Annotated in this window: 10 protein-coding genes; 9 read left to right on the top strand and 1 reads right to left on the bottom strand. The window is 58.8% G+C overall.

What is annotated here, in order from left to right:
* Positions 1-22: 22 nt before the first annotated feature.
* The 8 genes from HNQ92_RS10820 to HNQ92_RS10785 all read left to right on the top strand — a co-directional run bounded on the left by HNQ92_RS10820 (position 23) and on the right by HNQ92_RS10785 (position 14,636).
* Positions 23-2,167, top strand: a complete 2,145-nt coding sequence (locus HNQ92_RS10820; protein ID WP_184174039.1) for an FN3 associated domain-containing protein — start codon at positions 23-25, stop codon at positions 2,165-2,167.
* Between the two features lie 70 nt (positions 2,168-2,237).
* On the top strand, positions 2,238-4,178 hold the full coding sequence (locus HNQ92_RS10815; RefSeq protein ID WP_184174038.1) for a heparinase II/III domain-containing protein: 1,941 nt from the start codon (positions 2,238-2,240) through the stop codon (positions 4,176-4,178).
* A gap of 123 nt (positions 4,179-4,301) precedes the next feature.
* On the top strand, positions 4,302-5,711 hold the full coding sequence (locus tag HNQ92_RS10810; RefSeq protein WP_184174037.1) for a sialate O-acetylesterase: 1,410 nt from the start codon (positions 4,302-4,304) through the stop codon (positions 5,709-5,711).
* Between the two features lie 32 nt (positions 5,712-5,743).
* Complete coding sequence (locus tag HNQ92_RS10805; protein ID WP_184174626.1) at positions 5,744-7,540, top strand: exo-alpha-sialidase; 1,797 nt, start codon at positions 5,744-5,746, stop codon at positions 7,538-7,540.
* 29 nt (positions 7,541-7,569) lie between these two features.
* Entirely contained in the window at positions 7,570-9,051 is a 1,482-nt protein-coding gene (locus tag HNQ92_RS10800) for a sulfatase family protein (RefSeq protein ID WP_246439984.1), read from the top strand.
* Positions 9,052-9,105: 54 nt separating this feature from the next.
* The gene (locus HNQ92_RS10795) at positions 9,106-11,442 is read left to right on the top strand and encodes an alpha-L-rhamnosidase-related protein (protein ID WP_184174036.1); all 2,337 of its coding nucleotides are present in this window, start codon (positions 9,106-9,108) and stop codon (positions 11,440-11,442) included.
* 95 nt (positions 11,443-11,537) lie between these two features.
* Entirely contained in the window at positions 11,538-14,240 is a 2,703-nt protein-coding gene (locus HNQ92_RS10790; RefSeq protein WP_184174035.1) for a GH116 family glycosyl-hydrolase, read from the top strand.
* 12 nt (positions 14,241-14,252) lie between these two features.
* Complete coding sequence (locus HNQ92_RS10785) at positions 14,253-14,636, top strand: FKBP-type peptidyl-prolyl cis-trans isomerase (RefSeq protein WP_184174034.1); 384 nt, start codon at positions 14,253-14,255, stop codon at positions 14,634-14,636.
* Between the two features lie 20 nt (positions 14,637-14,656).
* Here the strand turns inward: HNQ92_RS10785 and HNQ92_RS10780 are convergent, their stop codons facing one another.
* Positions 14,657-15,247 (bottom strand): RNA polymerase sigma-70 factor, encoded by a 591-nt coding sequence (locus HNQ92_RS10780; RefSeq protein WP_184174033.1) that lies wholly within the window; start codon positions 15,245-15,247, stop codon positions 14,657-14,659.
* A gap of 134 nt (positions 15,248-15,381) precedes the next feature.
* Between HNQ92_RS10780 and HNQ92_RS10775 the strand changes: the two genes are divergently transcribed.
* On the top strand, positions 15,382-16,410 hold the full coding sequence (locus HNQ92_RS10775; RefSeq protein WP_184174032.1) for a FecR family protein: 1,029 nt from the start codon (positions 15,382-15,384) through the stop codon (positions 16,408-16,410).
* Positions 16,411-16,551 lie beyond the last annotated feature (141 nt).

The following is a 16,551-nucleotide window of genomic DNA, read 5'->3' as shown; positions in this document are numbered from 1 at the left end:
GCGTAGTTACGTAAAAACCCTCATGCCTCGTTTTCGAAGTTTCGTTTATAACAGTACCTTTTTCCTGAACGGCCTACTGCTGTTTCTGCTCGTGATGGAGAGCCGGTTGGTCATTCCGGCCTGGTTGCAGGTGGCCGGGCGTATGCACCCGCTGCTGCTTCATTTCCCGATCGTGGTGCTGGTACTGTACGCCGGGTGGATACTCGTGGGCCCCCGCCAGGACCAGGAGCCTTTTTACCGGCAACTGGCCGACCAGCTCCTGCTCCTGGGCGCTTTCACCGCTGCCCTTACGGCCCTGGTGGGCTTGCTATTGGCGCAGGAAGAAGGCTACGAAGCCAGCGCGTTATTTTGGCACAAATGGACCGGGGCCGGTACTTCTTTCCTGAGCCTGACGGCCTACCATTTTCGAAATCACTTTCGCTCGCAGCGGGTACCGGCCCGGCTGGCTTCCGCTGGGCTGGTGGGGCTACTGCTGTATACGGGGCACCTCGGGGGCAACATTACCCACGGAGCCGATTTTGTGCTTGCGCCGCTTCGGTCTGGCTCAGAGCCGTCGGTGGCGCTGGCCGATGCCGTCGTTTTTACGCACCTGGTGCAGCCCGTGCTGGAAGAAAAATGCATTTCGTGCCACAGTACCCAAAAAGCCAAGGGCGAGCTCGTGATGGAAACGGCGGAGCTCCTGACCCAAGGCGGCAAAAACGGGGTACTTTGGGATACCACCCAGGCCGATCTGGGGTTGCTGCTCCGGCGGGTCCATTTGCCGCTGGACGATAAGAAACACATGCCGCCCAAGGGCAAAGTGCAGCTCACCGAGGCGGAAGTGCTGATGCTGGAAAGTTGGATTCGGCGGGGGGCGAGTTTTACCATGAAAGTGCATGAACTACCCACTACCGACCCGCTCTATGCCTACGCCGCCGCCCGGCTGCAAGGTACCTCCGGCACGTCCTACGACTTTCCGGTAGCCGACGAAAGTACCCTCCGGGAGCTCACCTCCAACTACCGTGTCATTACGCCCCTCTTTGCGGGTTCGCCCGCGTTGGTGGTCAATTTTTACAATCCGGCGGGTTTTTCGGCCCAGGACATCACGGCTCTGAAGCCCATTCGGGAGCAGGTGGTGGCGATGGACCTAAGTACCATGCCGCTGAAAGACGAAGACGTCAAAAGCCTGGCGCAGTTTCCCAACCTGGAGCGGCTGATCCTGAACTTTACGCCCATCACGGGAAGTACCCTCACGGAATTGAAAAAAGTACCCCGGCTCAAAACGCTCTCGCTCACGGGCACCAAAGTCACGGCGGCGCAGCTGCGGCCGCTAAGTACCTTTCCGGCGCTACGGACGGTCTACGCCGCCGATACCGACATACCGCCGACGGAATTTGACCAACTCAAAAAACAGCTGACGAGCCTTCACTGGGAGAGCGGCTTTAGGAGCGACACGGTGCGGCTGAAGCTCACGCCGCCGGTCATCGAAAACGAGGAGCAGATCATCAGCGGTCCGGTGCCGCTGCGCCTGAAGCACGCCATCCGGGGCACGGTGATTCGCTACACCACCGACGGCTCCGAGCCCGACAGCGTGTCGTCGCCGGTGTACAAGCCGGGCATTACCATTGCCAAAAATACCCAGCTAAAAGCGCGGGTATTTAAGGAGGGTTGGTACGGCAGCGACCAGGCCGAGTACTTCTTTTTTCAGTCGGCGCTCAGGCCGCAGCGTCTGCAGCTGATCACCAAACCCGACCCGCAGTACCCGGCGCAGGGAAGCGCCACCCTGATGGACAGCGTCAAGAGCGAAGCTTCCTATAAAAGTGGTCAATGGCTGGGCTACCTCAACGAACCCATGGTGCTGGGGCTGCATTTTGAAAAACCCACGGCGGTCAGCAGCATTACCCTAAGTACCCTGCGGCAGGTCAGCAATTCCATTTTTCCGCCCGAGCAAATTGAGGTGTGGGGTGGCCCTAACGAAAAGCAACTGAAGGTACTGGGTACTTTGCAGCCTACCATGCCCACGCTCGAAACCCGGAGCGTGCGGGGGCTGGCTTTTGAGTGCAAGTTTGACCCCACCACGGTTCAGTATATTAAAGTCGTAGCCAAGCCCGTGGGCAAACTACCCCCCTGGCATTCGCGCCGGGGCGAGCGGGCCTGGGTGTTCGTGGACGAGTTGTTTGTCAATTGATTTTTAGCCTAAACTAAGGAAAGGATTTTTAATGGTACCTGAAAAAACAAAGTACCTTCTCACCCTTGCTGTGTTACTCCTGATCCGGCTCGCGGGGCCGCCCGTGGGGGCGCAGTCGGTGCCGGAGCGAAACATCGTGTACGGCGAGTACCAGCAGAAAAGTACCTCGGGCGATATCTTTGACGTAGGTACCTGGCGCGAACAAAAGCGCACGTCCCTTATAAAAAACATTGCCCAACTACCCGACAGCGTCAAGCAGATCCTGCTGGGCCGGGCCGACGAAGCCCTGCAACGCGAATGGCCGGTGCTGACGCTTTCCAAGTACCTGCTCTACACCCAAACCGGCGACCGCAACCAGTACGAAAGCCGGTACTTTGGCCGGCGTAATAAGCTCACGCTGCTGGTGATCGGGGAGTTGGTGGAGCGTAAAGGGAGGTACTTGCCCGAGATCGCCGACGGCCTCTGGCTCATGCTGGAAGAAACCTCCTGGGCGGTGCCCGCTACCCTGAACCTGCTCCAGCAGGGCGGCGGTCTCGCTCACAACGAGCCCGTGATTGACCTCTTTGTGAGCGAGACCGCCGCCCTGCTGGCCTGGACGCGCCTGCTGCTGCCCGAGGAGCTCTCCGGCGTGTCGCCCCTGCTGCTGAGCCGCCTCGACGACGAGCTGCAAAGCCGCGTCATTACGCCCTACATCGAGCGCGACGACTTCTGGTGGATGGGCTTTGTGAAACGGCAGCGGCCCAACAACTGGAACGTATTCTGCAACAAAAATACGTTGATCACGACGCTGATCGTGGAAAACGACGCCGAGCGGCAACGGAAGGTACTGGACAAAAGTATGCGAACCATTGATTTGTTCATCAACCACTACCCCGAAGACGGCGGCTGCGACGAAGGGCCGGGCTACTGGTCGATGGCGGGCGGCGGCCTGGGCGATTACCTCACCATCCTGACGGAGGTGTCGAACCGAAGGCTTGATTTCTCTAAAAACGAGCTCCTGCATCACATCGGTACCTACATCCACAAAATGCAGATCGACGGCCGCCGGTTTGTCAACTTTGCTGACGCCACGCCCTTTATTGCCCCCGATCCGGCCAAGATCTACCACTACGGCCAGCTTTTCAACGACGAGCAGCTGCTCCAGTTTGCGGCCTACTGCTACCCGCTGTCCAACCTCTGGCGGGCGGGCTTTGCCAGCCGCGAAACCATGAATTCCTTCGTGGATAACGTAGAAGCCGAGGCGGCGCTGCGGCAGATCCGGCCCCACGCCCCGCTGCTACCGCAAAACTGGCTACCCGACCTGCAGGTACTTTCGCTGCGCCAGCGGGCGGGCGACGCCAAAAGTCTTTTTGTGGGGGCCAAAGGCGGGCACAACGGCGAGAGCCACAACCACAACGACGTGGGCAACTTCGTGCTGTACCTGGACGGCCAGCCGTTCCTGATCGACCTGGGCCCAAGTACCTACCGCAAGGAAACCTTCAACAACGACCGTTGGAAAATCTGGAACTTCCAGTCGGCCTGGCACAACTGCCCCACCATCAACGGCGTACCGCAGAAAAACGGGCGCAACTTTGCCGCCAGGGGTACTTCATTTAGCACGAAAAAGAATCAGCAGGTACTTTCCCTGGACCTGGCCGGAGCCTACCCGCCCGAAGCGGAGGTAGCGCGCTGGCAGCGGGAGCTGGTCTTCAAACCCACCGAAGGTACCTTGGCGCTGAACGAAGCGTACGAGCTCAAAGCCTGGAAGGAGCCGTTCCAAATCCATTTCATGACCGCCCAGCCCGCGCAGGCGGTCAAAGCAGGGGTACTTCGGCTGGTGGCTGAGGGTACCCAGCGGACCATTCTGTTCAAATACGACCCGGCGGCCTTTGAGCTGGTTCAGGAAGAAAAAGCGGTGGAAGACGGCCTGCTGGCCCGCAGCTGGGGCGAGAAAGTGTATCGCACCACGATGCGCGCCAAAGGGAAAGCCCTGAAAGGAAAGCACAGCTTTGTGTTTAGCATAGCGGAGTGAGCAACCTCGGGAGATAGAGACAAAGTAGGTAAGGGTGATTTTTGAAGAGGGAGTCTATACCGTTAAGTAAAACAACTCCAGTCGGTTCTCTTATCGCTACCTAACCTTTTAACTGAAAATAGTATGTCCAAAAAACAACTTTTCCCGGCCCTGCTTTTCCTTTTCTACGCGTATTCGTCGTTCGGAAAAATCACCCTGCCCGCCCTCGTCGGCGACCACATGGTATTGCAGCAGCAGTCGGAAGTGGCGCTGTGGGGCAAGGCCAAAGCAAGTACCCCCGTCACCGTCATTACCTCCTGGAACAACCAAAAGTACAGCGTCAAATCGACGCCCGAAGGTACCTGGAAAGTACTCGTCAAAACGCCCGCCGCGGGCGGTCCCTACGAAATAAGCCTCAGCGACGGCGAGAAACGCACCCTGACCGACATCCTCATCGGTGAAGTGTGGGTGTGCTCTGGGCAGTCGAACATGAGCATGCCCATGAAGGGTTTTAAAAACCAACCCATCAAAAACTCCAACACCCAGCTGCTGGAAGCCAACAATCCGCAGCTGCGGCTCTTTACGGTAGCCCGAAACGCCATTCGTACGCCGCAGGATACCTGCCGGGGGCAGTGGGAGGTATCTACCGCCGCCAGCGCGCAGAATTTCAGCGCCCTGGGCTACCAGTACGCGCGGCTACTGCAGCAAAGTTTGCAGGTACCCGTCGGGATGATTCATACCTCCTGGGGCGGCACGCCCATCGAAGCCTGGATGAGCGTAGGGAGTTTAGGTACTTTTCCGGAGGTGAAAATCATTCCGGCCAGCGACACCTCGGCCATCAAACCCAGCAACCCGGGCGTACTCTACAACGGCATGATTCAGCCGCTGCTCCACTACGGCATCCGGGGCTTTATTTGGTACCAGGGCGAGGCCAACTGCGCCGGGTACGCCCAGTATACCGACAAGATGGCGGCCATGATCAAAGACTGGCGCGCCCGCTGGGGGCGGGGCGAACTACCCTTTTATTTCGTGCAGCTGGCTCCCTATACCTACCCCAACGGGCGACACCTGTCGGCCTACCTACGCGAAGCGCAGCTGAAAGCCATGCGCACCATTCCGCAGACGGGCATGGCCGTGAGCCTGGACGTGGGCGAAGAAAGGCTGATCCATCCGGCCGACAAATCGGTGCTGAGCCAGCGCCTGGCCTACTGGGCCCTGACGCAAACCTACGGCTGGAAAGGGCTGGCGTTTTCGGGGCCCGCCTACCGTGACATGCGCGTACAGGGCGACCGCATTCAGCTGCTGTTCGACTACGCCGAAAACGGCCTTACATCCTTCGGAAAGCCCTTCTCTGCCTTTGAAATAGCGGGGGCCGACCGCGTGTTTTATCCCGCCGAAGCCACCGTCAACGCCGACGGGATCATGGTCAAGAGCGATAAAGTACCCCAGCCGGTGGCGGTTCGGTACGCCTTCAAAGACTGGGTCGTGGGGGATTTGTACAACGTAGAAGGCCTGCCCGCTTCCTCCTTCCGTACCGATAGCTGGGAGGAGTAACAAGAGATTCGATTAGCTTCTTTTTATAAACCATGGTATTTTCCCGGAGAGATTTTATCAAAGTAAGTACGGCGGTAGCGGGGGCGGGCATACTTGGGGGAGCCGTCCGGCCCGCCTCCGGAAAAGCGCCGTCGTTGCCTCGTACGGGACTCAACGGCATGAGGATACTGGCCTCCGGACAGCGATTCACCGTAGCAGATCAGCCTTCCGTGTATTACCATTCAACGGGGGTAGTTTCTACGCCCGAAGGACTGCTGTGCGTATACCGTAGCTCCGACCACCACCTGGCGTCCTGGAGCAATGTATGCGCGGCGCGATCGAGGGATGGGGGGCGTACCTGGGAAGATCACCGTATTTTGGCAACGTCTTCTTTTGAGCAGGATGCGGCCAATTGGGTATCGCCCCAGTTGAGTAAACTACCTGATGGCCGACTGGTCATCATTGTCGATCAGGGAAAGAAAAAGACCCCTTTCGACTGGCCTATGCTTAGCAACTGGCAAAAGCCCGACCGTGGCATGAGCAACTGGCTCCTCGAAAGCACGGATCACGGAAAGAGCTGGCAGCCGCTTCGGTGTATTGATCAGGTAGGAGGGGAGCCGTCTTACATTACCGCACTTTCCAACGGCACACTACTCTATACCCGTACGGATTCTGCCGAGACCACGCTCAAGAAGAATCCGGCGCTGCCTTGGGGAACTACTTACTACCGGAGTACCCTCGTCTTTTCTGACGACGGAGGCCGTTCCTGGAAACGAACCGTCCGCCTCTTTGATGACCCTTTTATCGGTGATTGCGAGGTGGGCGTGGTAGAGTTTGCTCCGGGCAAGCTGCTGGCGCTATCGCGCGTGGGGGATGGGGGCTCGGCTTTTGGACAACCCAGCCGGATGGTTTTCAGTGAAGACTTCGGCAAAACCTGGGGCAAACCCCTGCTTGCGCCCTGTTATGCGCAGCGTCCGTGCCTGGGTACTTTGAGGCACAAAGCCCACACGACGGACGCTGTTTTCGCTACCTTTCGAAATTCCTCGCACGCCACGCCAGGTACCTTGGCCTGGACTTTTGACCCCACGAGTACCTTTGCCTATGAACCCAATAACTTCATTTGGCGCGAAGAAAACTGCCTCTTGAAAACCGATGGGTTGCACATCCGAACGGGCGAGGGGACCGATCAGGGCGTGGAGTACCAACTCTACCCCATGGAGGATGACGACTCGGCCTGTGAAATGGAGGTGACCCTGGCTGTAAAAGAGGCCGATACGCACGGCTGTAATCTGAGCGTGGGAGCCTGGATTCGATTTGAGCCCAGGCGTGTTTCCTTAGCCGATCGGCCTGAACTAGGTTTTGATTGGGATACGACCGAGTTTCATACCTACCGGATCATCAATGAAAACCAACGCATCCGGGTTTTTGTCAATGGGCAGTTAAAACTGGATGAGCCTTTGGAAGGGCTATTTACGCGTTATGTCCGTTTTGGAAACCGGCGGGGCGCCACGCCTAACCCGGATTTAGCCCAACGATTTCCGGAGAATGGGTACTTTAGAAACCGCTCCCACAGCATTTGGAAAACCGCTCGAGTGCACGTTCGTAACCGGAGGGACCATGCGGTTCGGTGGAGCTGGGAAGCTCGCTCGGGTAAGTACCCCGATCAATTTCGCCGGGATAACTTCATCATGCTGGAAAAAAACGCCAGCTACATAGCCAGCGATAGCGGCTACAGTGGCTGGGCTCAGGCCGACGAGGGTACTTTGGTCATCTCGGATTACACCTGCGGCGAAGAAGGATTAAAAAAGCCCTTGGTACGCGCTTACCGTCTGCCGATAGCTGCAATTTAAGCCCAAGATTCTTACTAATTTTTCATGGAATGAAAGTACAATTTTCAAAAGAGTTGCTCCGCAGAAATAGCCTGCCCAAGGCCATTGGAAGCTACCTTCTGCTGGTTCCCGTGCTGATGCTCGGGGCGTGGCAAATGAAAGAACCCCGCTCCGCCGAGCCCCGGCGGCCCAACATCGTGATCGTGCTGACGGACCAGTGGCGGGCGCAGGACGTAGGCTACGCGGGCAACCGGCAGGTACGTACCCCGCAGCTGGACTCGCTGGCGGCGGAGTCGGTCAATTTCCGCCTGGCGGTTTCCAATTTGTCGGTTTGTGCGCCCGCGCGGGCGTCGCTGCTCACGGGGCAGTACCCGCTGCGGCACGGCGTCTTTTACAACGACCGCCCCCTGCCTACCGAGGCCATCACGCTGGGCGACGTGTGCAAGGCAGCGGGCTACCAAACGGGCTACATCGGCAAGTGGCACCTCAACGGCAGCCTGGACAGTACTTTCCACGAAAGCCGCAACAGTCCCATTCCGGCGGAGCGGCGGCAGGGGTTTGATTTCTGGAAGGTCTTCGAATGTACCCACGACTACAACCGCTCGCCCTACTTCAACGAGGCTAACGTGCGGTTTTTGTGGAAGGGCTACGACGCCTTCGACCAAACCAAAACGGCCGTGGAGTACATTGAGCAGAACGCCGCCAACCCGTTTTTGCTGGTGGTGTCCTACGGCCCGCCGCACGATCCCTACCAAACCGCTCCCAAAGAGTACCGCCAGCTCTACGCCGACGTGGAGATTGCGCTGCGCCCCAACGTACCCGACTCGCTGCGGGTAGAAGCCCAGCGGGCCCTGAAAGGGTACTACGCCCACATGACTGCCCTCGACCGCTGCGTGGGTGAGCTACAGGCGGCCCTGCGCAAGACGGGCGTGGAAGACAACACCATCTTCGTCTTCACCTCCGACCACGGCGACATGATCTATTCGCAGGGCGAAATCAACAAACAAAAACCCTGGGACGAGTCCATCAGGATTCCGTTTTTGCTCAAGTACCCCCGGGCGCTGGGCCGGGAAGCACGTACGCTTGAGGCACCTTTCGGCGTACCCGACATCATGCCCACGCTGCTGTCGTTGGCGAAGGTAGAGGTACCTGCCTCCGTCGAAGGAAAAGACTTTGTGCCGTATGTATCCGGGAAAAAGAAATTCAAACCCCTGGAAGGAGCCCTGCTGCTGTGCCCGGTGCCTTTCCACCAGTGGAACTATGCGGCGGGTGGCAAAGAGTACCGGGGCCTGCGCACCACCCGCTACACCTACGTGCGCGATCGGCAGGGCCCCTGGTTGCTCTACGATAATGAAAAAGATCCCTACCAGCAGCGTAACCTTTGTGATCAGCCCAGTACCCTGAAAACCCAGCGGGCTTTGGATAAAGAGTTACAAAAAATGCTGCGCGCCACCAACGACGATTTTCAGCCGGGCGAAGTGTATTTGCAGCGCTGGGGGTACCCCTGGCATCCCAAAGATCGGCCTTACTGATGAGCCGGTGTCCAGCAGGAATGGAATTTCTTTTCTTACCAAAAAAAACACGGAATGCAGTTCATAAAGTACCTTTTTGCAAGTACCCTGTTGCTCCTTTTGGCCCTGACGGCTACCCACGCTCAGCCTTCCGCAAACGATCGCCCCTGGCGGGCGCAGTGGATCATGGCCAACCAAAACCAGAATGCCACCAGTACCTGGCAGTGCTTCCGTAAAGACGTGAAGCTGACCGCCAAGCCCGCGCAGGCTACGGCCCGGATCGCCGCCGACACCAAGTACTGGCTCTGGGTGAACGGCACGCTGGTGGTTTTTGAAGGCGGGCTCAAGCGCGGCCCCACGCCCCAGGACACCTATTACGATGAGGTAGATCTGGCCCCTTACCTGCAAGCCGGGGACAACACCCTGGCGGTGCTGACCTGGTACTTTGGCAAGGAGGGCTTCTCGCACAAGAGCAGCGGCAGTGCGGGTTTTTTGTTTGAATGCCTTACGCCGGAACTACCCATCCTCAGCGACCGCAGATGGAAAGCCCGGGTCCATCCGGCCTATGAGCTAGCCCCGTCGCCGCTGCCCAACTTCCGCCTGGCCGAGTCGCACCTGCGCTTCGATGCCCGCCAGGATCTGGGTACCTGGCAGGTACCGGGCGCGCCCACGCCGGGGTTTGGGGCGGCGCAGGAACTGGGACGCCCGCCCACGGCCCCCTGGAATCGGCTGGTGCGGCGGCCCATGCCGTTCTGGAAAGACTCTGGCCTGAAGGAGTACGTCAGTACCCGGCGGGTGCCCGGCCCGACGGCCGACACGCTGGTGTGCGACCTGCCCGCCAATATTCATATCACGCCCTACCTGGACGTGGAAGCTCCCGGCGGGGTACTTGTCACCCTCCTGACCGACAACTACCTCGGCGGTGGAACCGTGAACCTGCGGGCCGAGTACGTAACCCGCGCCGGGCGGCAGCAGTACGAGAGCTACGGCTGGCTCAACGGCCACAAGGTACTTTACGTAGTACCCAAAAACGTCACCGTACACGGCGTCAAGTACCGCGAGACGGGCTACGACACCGACTTCGCCGGTAGCTTTACAAGCAGCGATCCGTTTTTGAATAAGCTTTGGGAAAAATCCCGGCGGACGCTCTACGTCACCATGCGCGATACCTACATGGACTGCCCCGACCGCGAGCGGGCCCAGTGGTGGGGCGACGAAGTCAACGAATCCGGGGAGGCGTTTTACGCGCTTTGCCCTAAGAGTCACGCCCTGCACAAAAAGGGTATGTACGAGCTTATCGGCTGGCAACGGGCCGATAGCTCGCTGTTTTCGCCCATTCCGGCGGGCAACTGGTCCAAAGAACTACCCGGCCAGATGCTCAGCAGCGTGGGCTACTACGGCTTCTGGAACTACTACCTTCATACCGGCGACCGCCAGCCGATGGCCGATCTGTACGAGGGCGTAAAAAAGTACCTGCACCTGTGGCCGGCCAATGCCGACGGCACGGTGGCCTTCCGTCAGGGCGACTGGACCTGGGGCGACTGGGGCGAGAACATTGACCGGAGGGTACTTTTCAATACGTTGTACCAATTGGCCCTCAAGGGAGCCCGAAACATGGCGCTGCTGCTGGACAAATCCGCCGACGCGGACGCCTACCAAAAGCGCATGGCCGAAATCAAGCAGGCCTTTAACAAACAGTATTGGAACGGCACCGCCTACCGCCACCCCGACTATAAAGGCGAAACCGACGACCGCTGCCAGGCGCTGGCCGTGGTGGCGGGCCTGGCCGACGAAGACAAGTACCCGGCCCTTTTCAAGGTACTTCAGCAGGAAGAACACGCCAGTCCGTACATGGAAAAGTACGTGCTGGAGGCGCTGTTCCTGATGCGCCAGGAAACCTACGCCCTGCAACGCATGCAGAAACGCTTCGGCTACATGGTCAATCATCCCGACTACACCACGCTCTTTGAGGGCTGGGGCATCGGGGCCGAAGGCTACGGCGGCGGCACCGTCAACCACGCCTGGAGCGGGGGCGGACTTACCATTTTGTCACAGTACCTGTGCGGGATTGCGCCCCTGGAGCCGGGCTACGGTACCTTTCAGGTGATGCCCCAGCCGGGGCCCGTCGCGCGAGCCAGTCAGACGGTGGCGTCGGTGAAAGGAACCATCAAAAGTACCTTTGTGAACCAGGCCCGGAAATTCACGCTGGACGTGGAAGTACCTACCGGCACGACGGCCCTGGTAGGTATTCCGGATCACGGGTTTTCGGAGATTCGGTTGAATAAAAAAGTGGTATGGCGCCAAGGAAAGTACCTCAAAAGAACCTCCGTCCCAGCGGCGGCTTCGGCGGCTCAACACCACGTGGCCTTTGAGGTACCTGGCGGGAACTGGACGTTTGAAGCTTCGAAGTAAGAAGGGGTACCTGGGACTTTCAGAGGTACTTTGGCGGTCTGGCTGGACCAGGTTTTTTCTTTTTTTGGTATAAAAAACGCGTTAACGCATTTTCCATGAATACAACTTCCGATGCTTCCGACCCGCAGCGGGTAAAAAGACGTGACTTCCTGAAAACGACCGGACTGCTGGCTACGGGCCTTTTCAGCTACCGGCTCCCGGTGGTGGCCGGGCCGTTCCGGCCGGAAGACTGGCGGGTGGATCAGGTGCCGGTGGATAAAAAGCTGGACCCGGCCTGGGTGAAATCCCTGTACGAGCGCGGGGCCGTCACGACTTACTACAAGAGCAAAAACGAGCTACAGTTTATAGGCATGCCCGTCGGCGGTATTCATACCGGCACGGTGTACCTCGGCGGCGACGGGCGGCTGTGGCTCTGGGATATTTTTAACCAAAATCAGGAGGGGATTAATCCCAAAGAAATCTACCTCGGACAACAAAAAGTACGCTCGCGCGACGGGTCGGCCTACGTGGAGCCCGCCCGCGACATTCGTCCGTTGGAGCAGGGTTTTGCCATCCGGCTCGACTACGACGGAAAATCCGTCGTTCGGCAGTTTCGGGCCGATGACTGGGCCGAGATTGCCTTTGAAGCGACTTACCCCATCGCCACTCTCCACTATACCGACCCGGCGCTGCCGGTGGCGGTGCGGCTGGAGGCGTACTCGCCCTTCATTCCGCTCGATGAAGCCAATTCCGGCCTACCGGCTACGATTTTTTCTTTTTCCGTAACCAATACTTCCGAGAGTACCGTGCAGGTGACGCTGCTGGGCTGGCTCGAAAACAAGGCCGCGCTGTACTCGGGCCAGGAAGCGACCCACCAGCGGATCAACGCTGCCTACGAAGCACGGGGCTTCCGGGCCGTGGTGGAAGAAGCTCGTACCCAGGCGGGTACTTCGGAGGCGCTGACCCAGCAGCCGGACTACGGCAACTTCTGCCTGGCTTTTTTGGGGCGTAAGGCGGAGGTACTTACCGACCTGGCGCTGCCCGTCACGGCCGACTCCTTCACGGCCAAGGCTACAGCCCCCACGGTACGCAACCTCTCCGAAGCCGCCGTGGGGGCCGTCCGGACGAGCTACCGGCTCCGGCCGGGCCAGCAGGCCGACACGCAGGCCGTGCTGAGCTGGTACTTTCCCAACCTTTCGTTCAAGCCAATCAAGGACACCGGCCGGTTTTATGCCAATGATTTTGGCTCCGCCCGCGAAGTAGCCCAGTATATTCAGCAACATTTTAAAAAACTGGCCGGCCTGAGCCACCGCTGGAAACAAACCTGGTACGACGACACTACGTTGCCGTGGTGGTTTCAGGAGCGTACGTTTGTGAATCTTTCTACCCTGGCTACGACCACCTGCCACCGCCTGGCGTCGGGGCGGTTTTACGCCTGGGAGGGCGTAGGCTGCTGCCCCGGTACCTGCACGCACGTGTGGCAGTACGCCCAGGGGGTAGGCAGGATTTTTCCGGCGCTCGAGCGCGACACCCGCGAACGGGTGGATCTGGGGGTGGGCTTTACGGAAAGCGACGGGAAAATAGCCTTCCGGGCCGAGGCCGATAAACGGCCCGCCGTGGATGGGCAGGCGGGAACCATCCTGCGGATCTACCGTGAGCACCAGATGTCGGCCGACGACCAGTTTTTGCGGCGCAATTGGGATAAAGTAAAAAAAGCCCTGGAGTACCTCATCCAGCTCGACCGCAACCAGGACGGTATGCAGGATACGCCCCTGGAAAACACCCTGGATGCGGTCTGGGACGGCGAAATAGCCTGGATCGTGGGCTTGTGCATCGCGGCTGTGCGCGCCGGACAGGCCATGGGGGAAGATTTGGGCGACGCGGCCTTTGCCGAGCGCTGCCGCAGCTACGTCGAGAAGGGCCGCCGCAACATGGAAACGCACCTCTTCAACGGCGAGTATTTCATCCACCGGCCCGACCCCGAGAAAGGCCGGAAAAGGCTGGGATCCTACAATACCTCCCACATTGACCAGGTATACGGGCAGAGCTGGGCCTTTCAGGTAGGGCTGGGGCGCATCCTGGACCAGGAAAAAACCGTGTCGGCGCTACGGTCACTTTGGAAGTACAATTTTACGCCCGACGTAGGCCCCTACATTAGCGAGCACAAGGGCGGGCGGCCCTACGCCCTGGCTGGTGACGGCGGCATGATCATGAACACCAATCCCAAAAACGAAGCCCGGCCCTACGGCGAGGATGTAACCTGGCAGCTGGGGTACTTTCACGAGTGCATGAGCGGCTTTGAACACCAGGTAGCCTCCCACCTGATGGCCGAAGGCTTGCTGGACGAAGCGCTGGTACTGACCCGCTCCATCCACGACCGCTACCACGCGGCCAAGCGTAATCCCTTCAACGAGATTGAGTGCAGCGACCACTACGCCCGCGCCCTGGCCAGTTACGGTACTTTCCTGATGGCCTGTGGCTTTGCGTACCACGGCCCCAAGGGCGAAATGGCCTTTGCGCCCCGCTGGTCGGCGGCCGACTTCCGCGCGCCCTTTACGGCTGCTACGGGCTGGGGTAGCTACGCGCAAGCGAAAACGACCGCCGGGCAAACCCACACCCTGGAAGTTCGCTACGGCACGTTGAGCTTACGTACGCTGCGTCTGGAACTACTCGACGACCGCCCGGTCACGGTGGCTACGACCCGGCGGGGCCGGAAGAAGGTACCCGTTCAGGTACAGCAGGAAGGTACCTCCGTGCGTTTGCATTGGCCAGAAGGCCTGGTCCTTCAAACCAATCAGGTACTTACAATCACCCTTTAAACGTGACAGAACATGCAAGCCAAACTAGGAAAAATGGTAGAGCTGCACCTGACCGTGCAGAACGCGCAGGGCGAAGTACTTTTCTCCACCCAGGGCTTTGCGCCCGAACGGATCGTGCTGGGCGCAGGTACGCTGCTTCCCGCCCTGGAAGCCAGCCTCATCGGCCGGTCGGAGGGTGACGAAGTGGAGGTAGCCCTAACGCCCGATCAAGTACCTCATGACGAAGCCTCCGCGGCCCAACGCTCCCCTTGGGAACAACTCCTGGCGCAAACACTCCACTGTCAGCTTAGGCTCCATAGCGTCCGGTCGGCTACGTCGCAAGAGCTGCTGGCGGGCATGGCGCTGGACGGGTTCACACCGGATGATGCCTGCATACCCGGCAGCGGTTGTTGCTAGAAAAGTGGAAAAGGAACGACTCAAGGAGACAAAAAACCACCCAGCAGCACGAGGTACTTTACCTTTTCGCGCAGGATACGAAGTACCTTGCTGATGTGAAATTCTACGGTTTTTTCGGTGATCTGGAGCAGCTCGGCGGTCTCGCGGTTGGTGAGGCCGCTGCGGCTGAGCTCAAACGCCTGTCGGCTTTTTTCGGGTAGGGTACTTAGTTCCCGCTCGTAGAGGGCCTGGAGTTCCTGGTGCTGAATCCAATCCTGAACCGGGTTAGCCGAGTGCGCCAGCAGCGACTGGGCCGGGAGGTCGTCGAGTGAGACGGCTTTGGGGGCCATCTTTTTGCGTAGGCTGGAAATGATCCGGTTGCGCAGGGAAGTAAAAAGGTACACCGGTACTTCTTTTTCGATCACGATGGCCTGTCGGTGGGTCCAGAAGTACACAAACAAATCCTGCACGATGTCCTCGGCGGCGGTTCGCTCGCCCAGTTTCCGATACGCTAACGCGTAGAGCTTGGCGGCATAGCGCCGGTGTAGCTCCGCAAAAGCCAGGGCGTCCTCTTCGGCGCTGATTCTTTGCCACAAGGCTTTATCGTCGGTATCCTGGAATCGTGTGTTCATGCGCAAATAAAAGCAGCGGTTACCCTTATATTACTACTTTTTCAAAAAAAAGGTATGACCGCTAGGGTAGTGAGCGGGGCCTGCGTCTTATTCCTGCAAGCTTGAACTAACGGAATCTTCATATTATCATTCGGATGAAAAAAGGACCTATCTCTTACGAACTGCTGACGCGTTATCTGGACGGGACATGTACGCCCGAAGAAAGGAGCATCGTAGAGGAGTGGTACCTTCAGTGGGAGGCGGGCACTGACCCCGCCGAGGAAAGTACCTTTGACCAGCCCGCGCACCTGGCCAAGATCAAGGCCGCTTTGGAAAATCAACGGACCGATGCCGCGTCAACCATCGAAAGGCCTCTCGGGTCAGAGACGAAACGTAGATGGCTGGGGCTTCGCCAAATCGCCGCGGCCGTGGTACTTCTGGTGGGCGTACTGGGTGGGTACCGCTACTGGCTGCACCAGCAGCAAAGTACCCCTCCGGCCGAGCAGGTAAGCGGAACGATTCGGGTGGAAAATAACCTGAAAAAAGTGCTGCGTCATAGCCTACCGGATGGGAGCAACGTGTGGTTGCAGCCGGGAGCTGGTATTGAGTACGCACGGGTACCTACGCCCGATGCCCGGGAGATTATCCTCGAAGGCGAAGCGTTCTTTGACGTGACGCCCGACCCTTCCCGTCCGTTTCGGGTACGGAGCGGCTCGGTGCTGACCACCGTACTGGGGACGAGTTTCAACGTGCAGGCCAACGCCCAAACCCAACAGTACGAGGTGTCGGTCGTGACGGGGAAGGTGTCGGTATCGGCGCCTGATGGCCTGGGTAGTAGCCGTTCGGTGCAGTTGCTGCCGCGGGAGCAGGCGCGGTTTGATGCCAGTAGCGGCCAGCTGACCCAGCTCAAGGTACCTGATCACTTAGAAAAAACTGCTTCCTGGCAGCCGGTGTCGCTGCGCTTTGAAGATGCTACCCTGGAAGAAGTAGTGCGGAAATTAGAAAAGCAATTTGGCTTACGGATTGTCCTGAACAACCCGCAGCTGGCGCACTGCCGGATCAAGGCCACGTTTGATCAGCAGCGCTTACCCGAAATCCTGGAAATGGCCACCCAGATGGTGGAGGCGTCTTACGAAATGGAAGGCGAAGTCATCACCTTCTACGGAGCCGGGTGCCCGGAGTAAGTAGGTTGCTGATCCAGAAATATACCTGAAAAACCCTTAACCCCTTTGCCTATGCCAAAAACACACGCGCGCCCAGAAACAGCCTTCTAAAAAAATCAGGAGTGATTGCGGCACTCCTGATCGGATCGGAAGCCACGCTAT

The sequence above is a fragment of the Rhabdobacter roseus genome (assembly GCF_014202275.1).
GTDB lineage: Bacteria > Bacteroidota > Bacteroidia > Cytophagales > Spirosomataceae > Rhabdobacter > Rhabdobacter roseus.
Note: the sequence above shows the minus strand (reverse complement) of the source record. Positions and strands in the feature narration are given on the sequence as shown.

Excerpts from the sequence above, each read along its gene's own strand:
- HNQ92_RS10820 (WP_184174039.1), top strand. The coding sequence starts at position 23 with ATGCCTCGTTTTCGAAGTTTCGTTTATAACAGTACCTTTTTCCTGAAC.
- HNQ92_RS10810 (WP_184174037.1), top strand. The coding sequence starts at position 4,302 with ATGTCCAAAAAACAACTTTTCCCGGCCCTGCTTTTCCTTTTCTACGCG.
- HNQ92_RS10805 (WP_184174626.1), top strand. The coding sequence starts at position 5,744 with ATGGTATTTTCCCGGAGAGATTTTATCAAAGTAAGTACGGCGGTAGCG.
- HNQ92_RS10800 (WP_246439984.1), top strand. The coding sequence starts at position 7,570 with ATGAAAGTACAATTTTCAAAAGAGTTGCTCCGCAGAAATAGCCTGCCC.
- HNQ92_RS10795 (WP_184174036.1), top strand. The coding sequence starts at position 9,106 with ATGCAGTTCATAAAGTACCTTTTTGCAAGTACCCTGTTGCTCCTTTTG.
- HNQ92_RS10790 (WP_184174035.1), top strand. The coding sequence starts at position 11,538 with ATGAATACAACTTCCGATGCTTCCGACCCGCAGCGGGTAAAAAGACGT.
- HNQ92_RS10785 (WP_184174034.1), top strand. The coding sequence starts at position 14,253 with ATGCAAGCCAAACTAGGAAAAATGGTAGAGCTGCACCTGACCGTGCAG.
- HNQ92_RS10780 (WP_184174033.1), bottom strand. The coding sequence starts at position 15,247 with ATGAACACACGATTCCAGGATACCGACGATAAAGCCTTGTGGCAAAGA.
- HNQ92_RS10775 (WP_184174032.1), top strand. The coding sequence starts at position 15,382 with ATGAAAAAAGGACCTATCTCTTACGAACTGCTGACGCGTTATCTGGAC.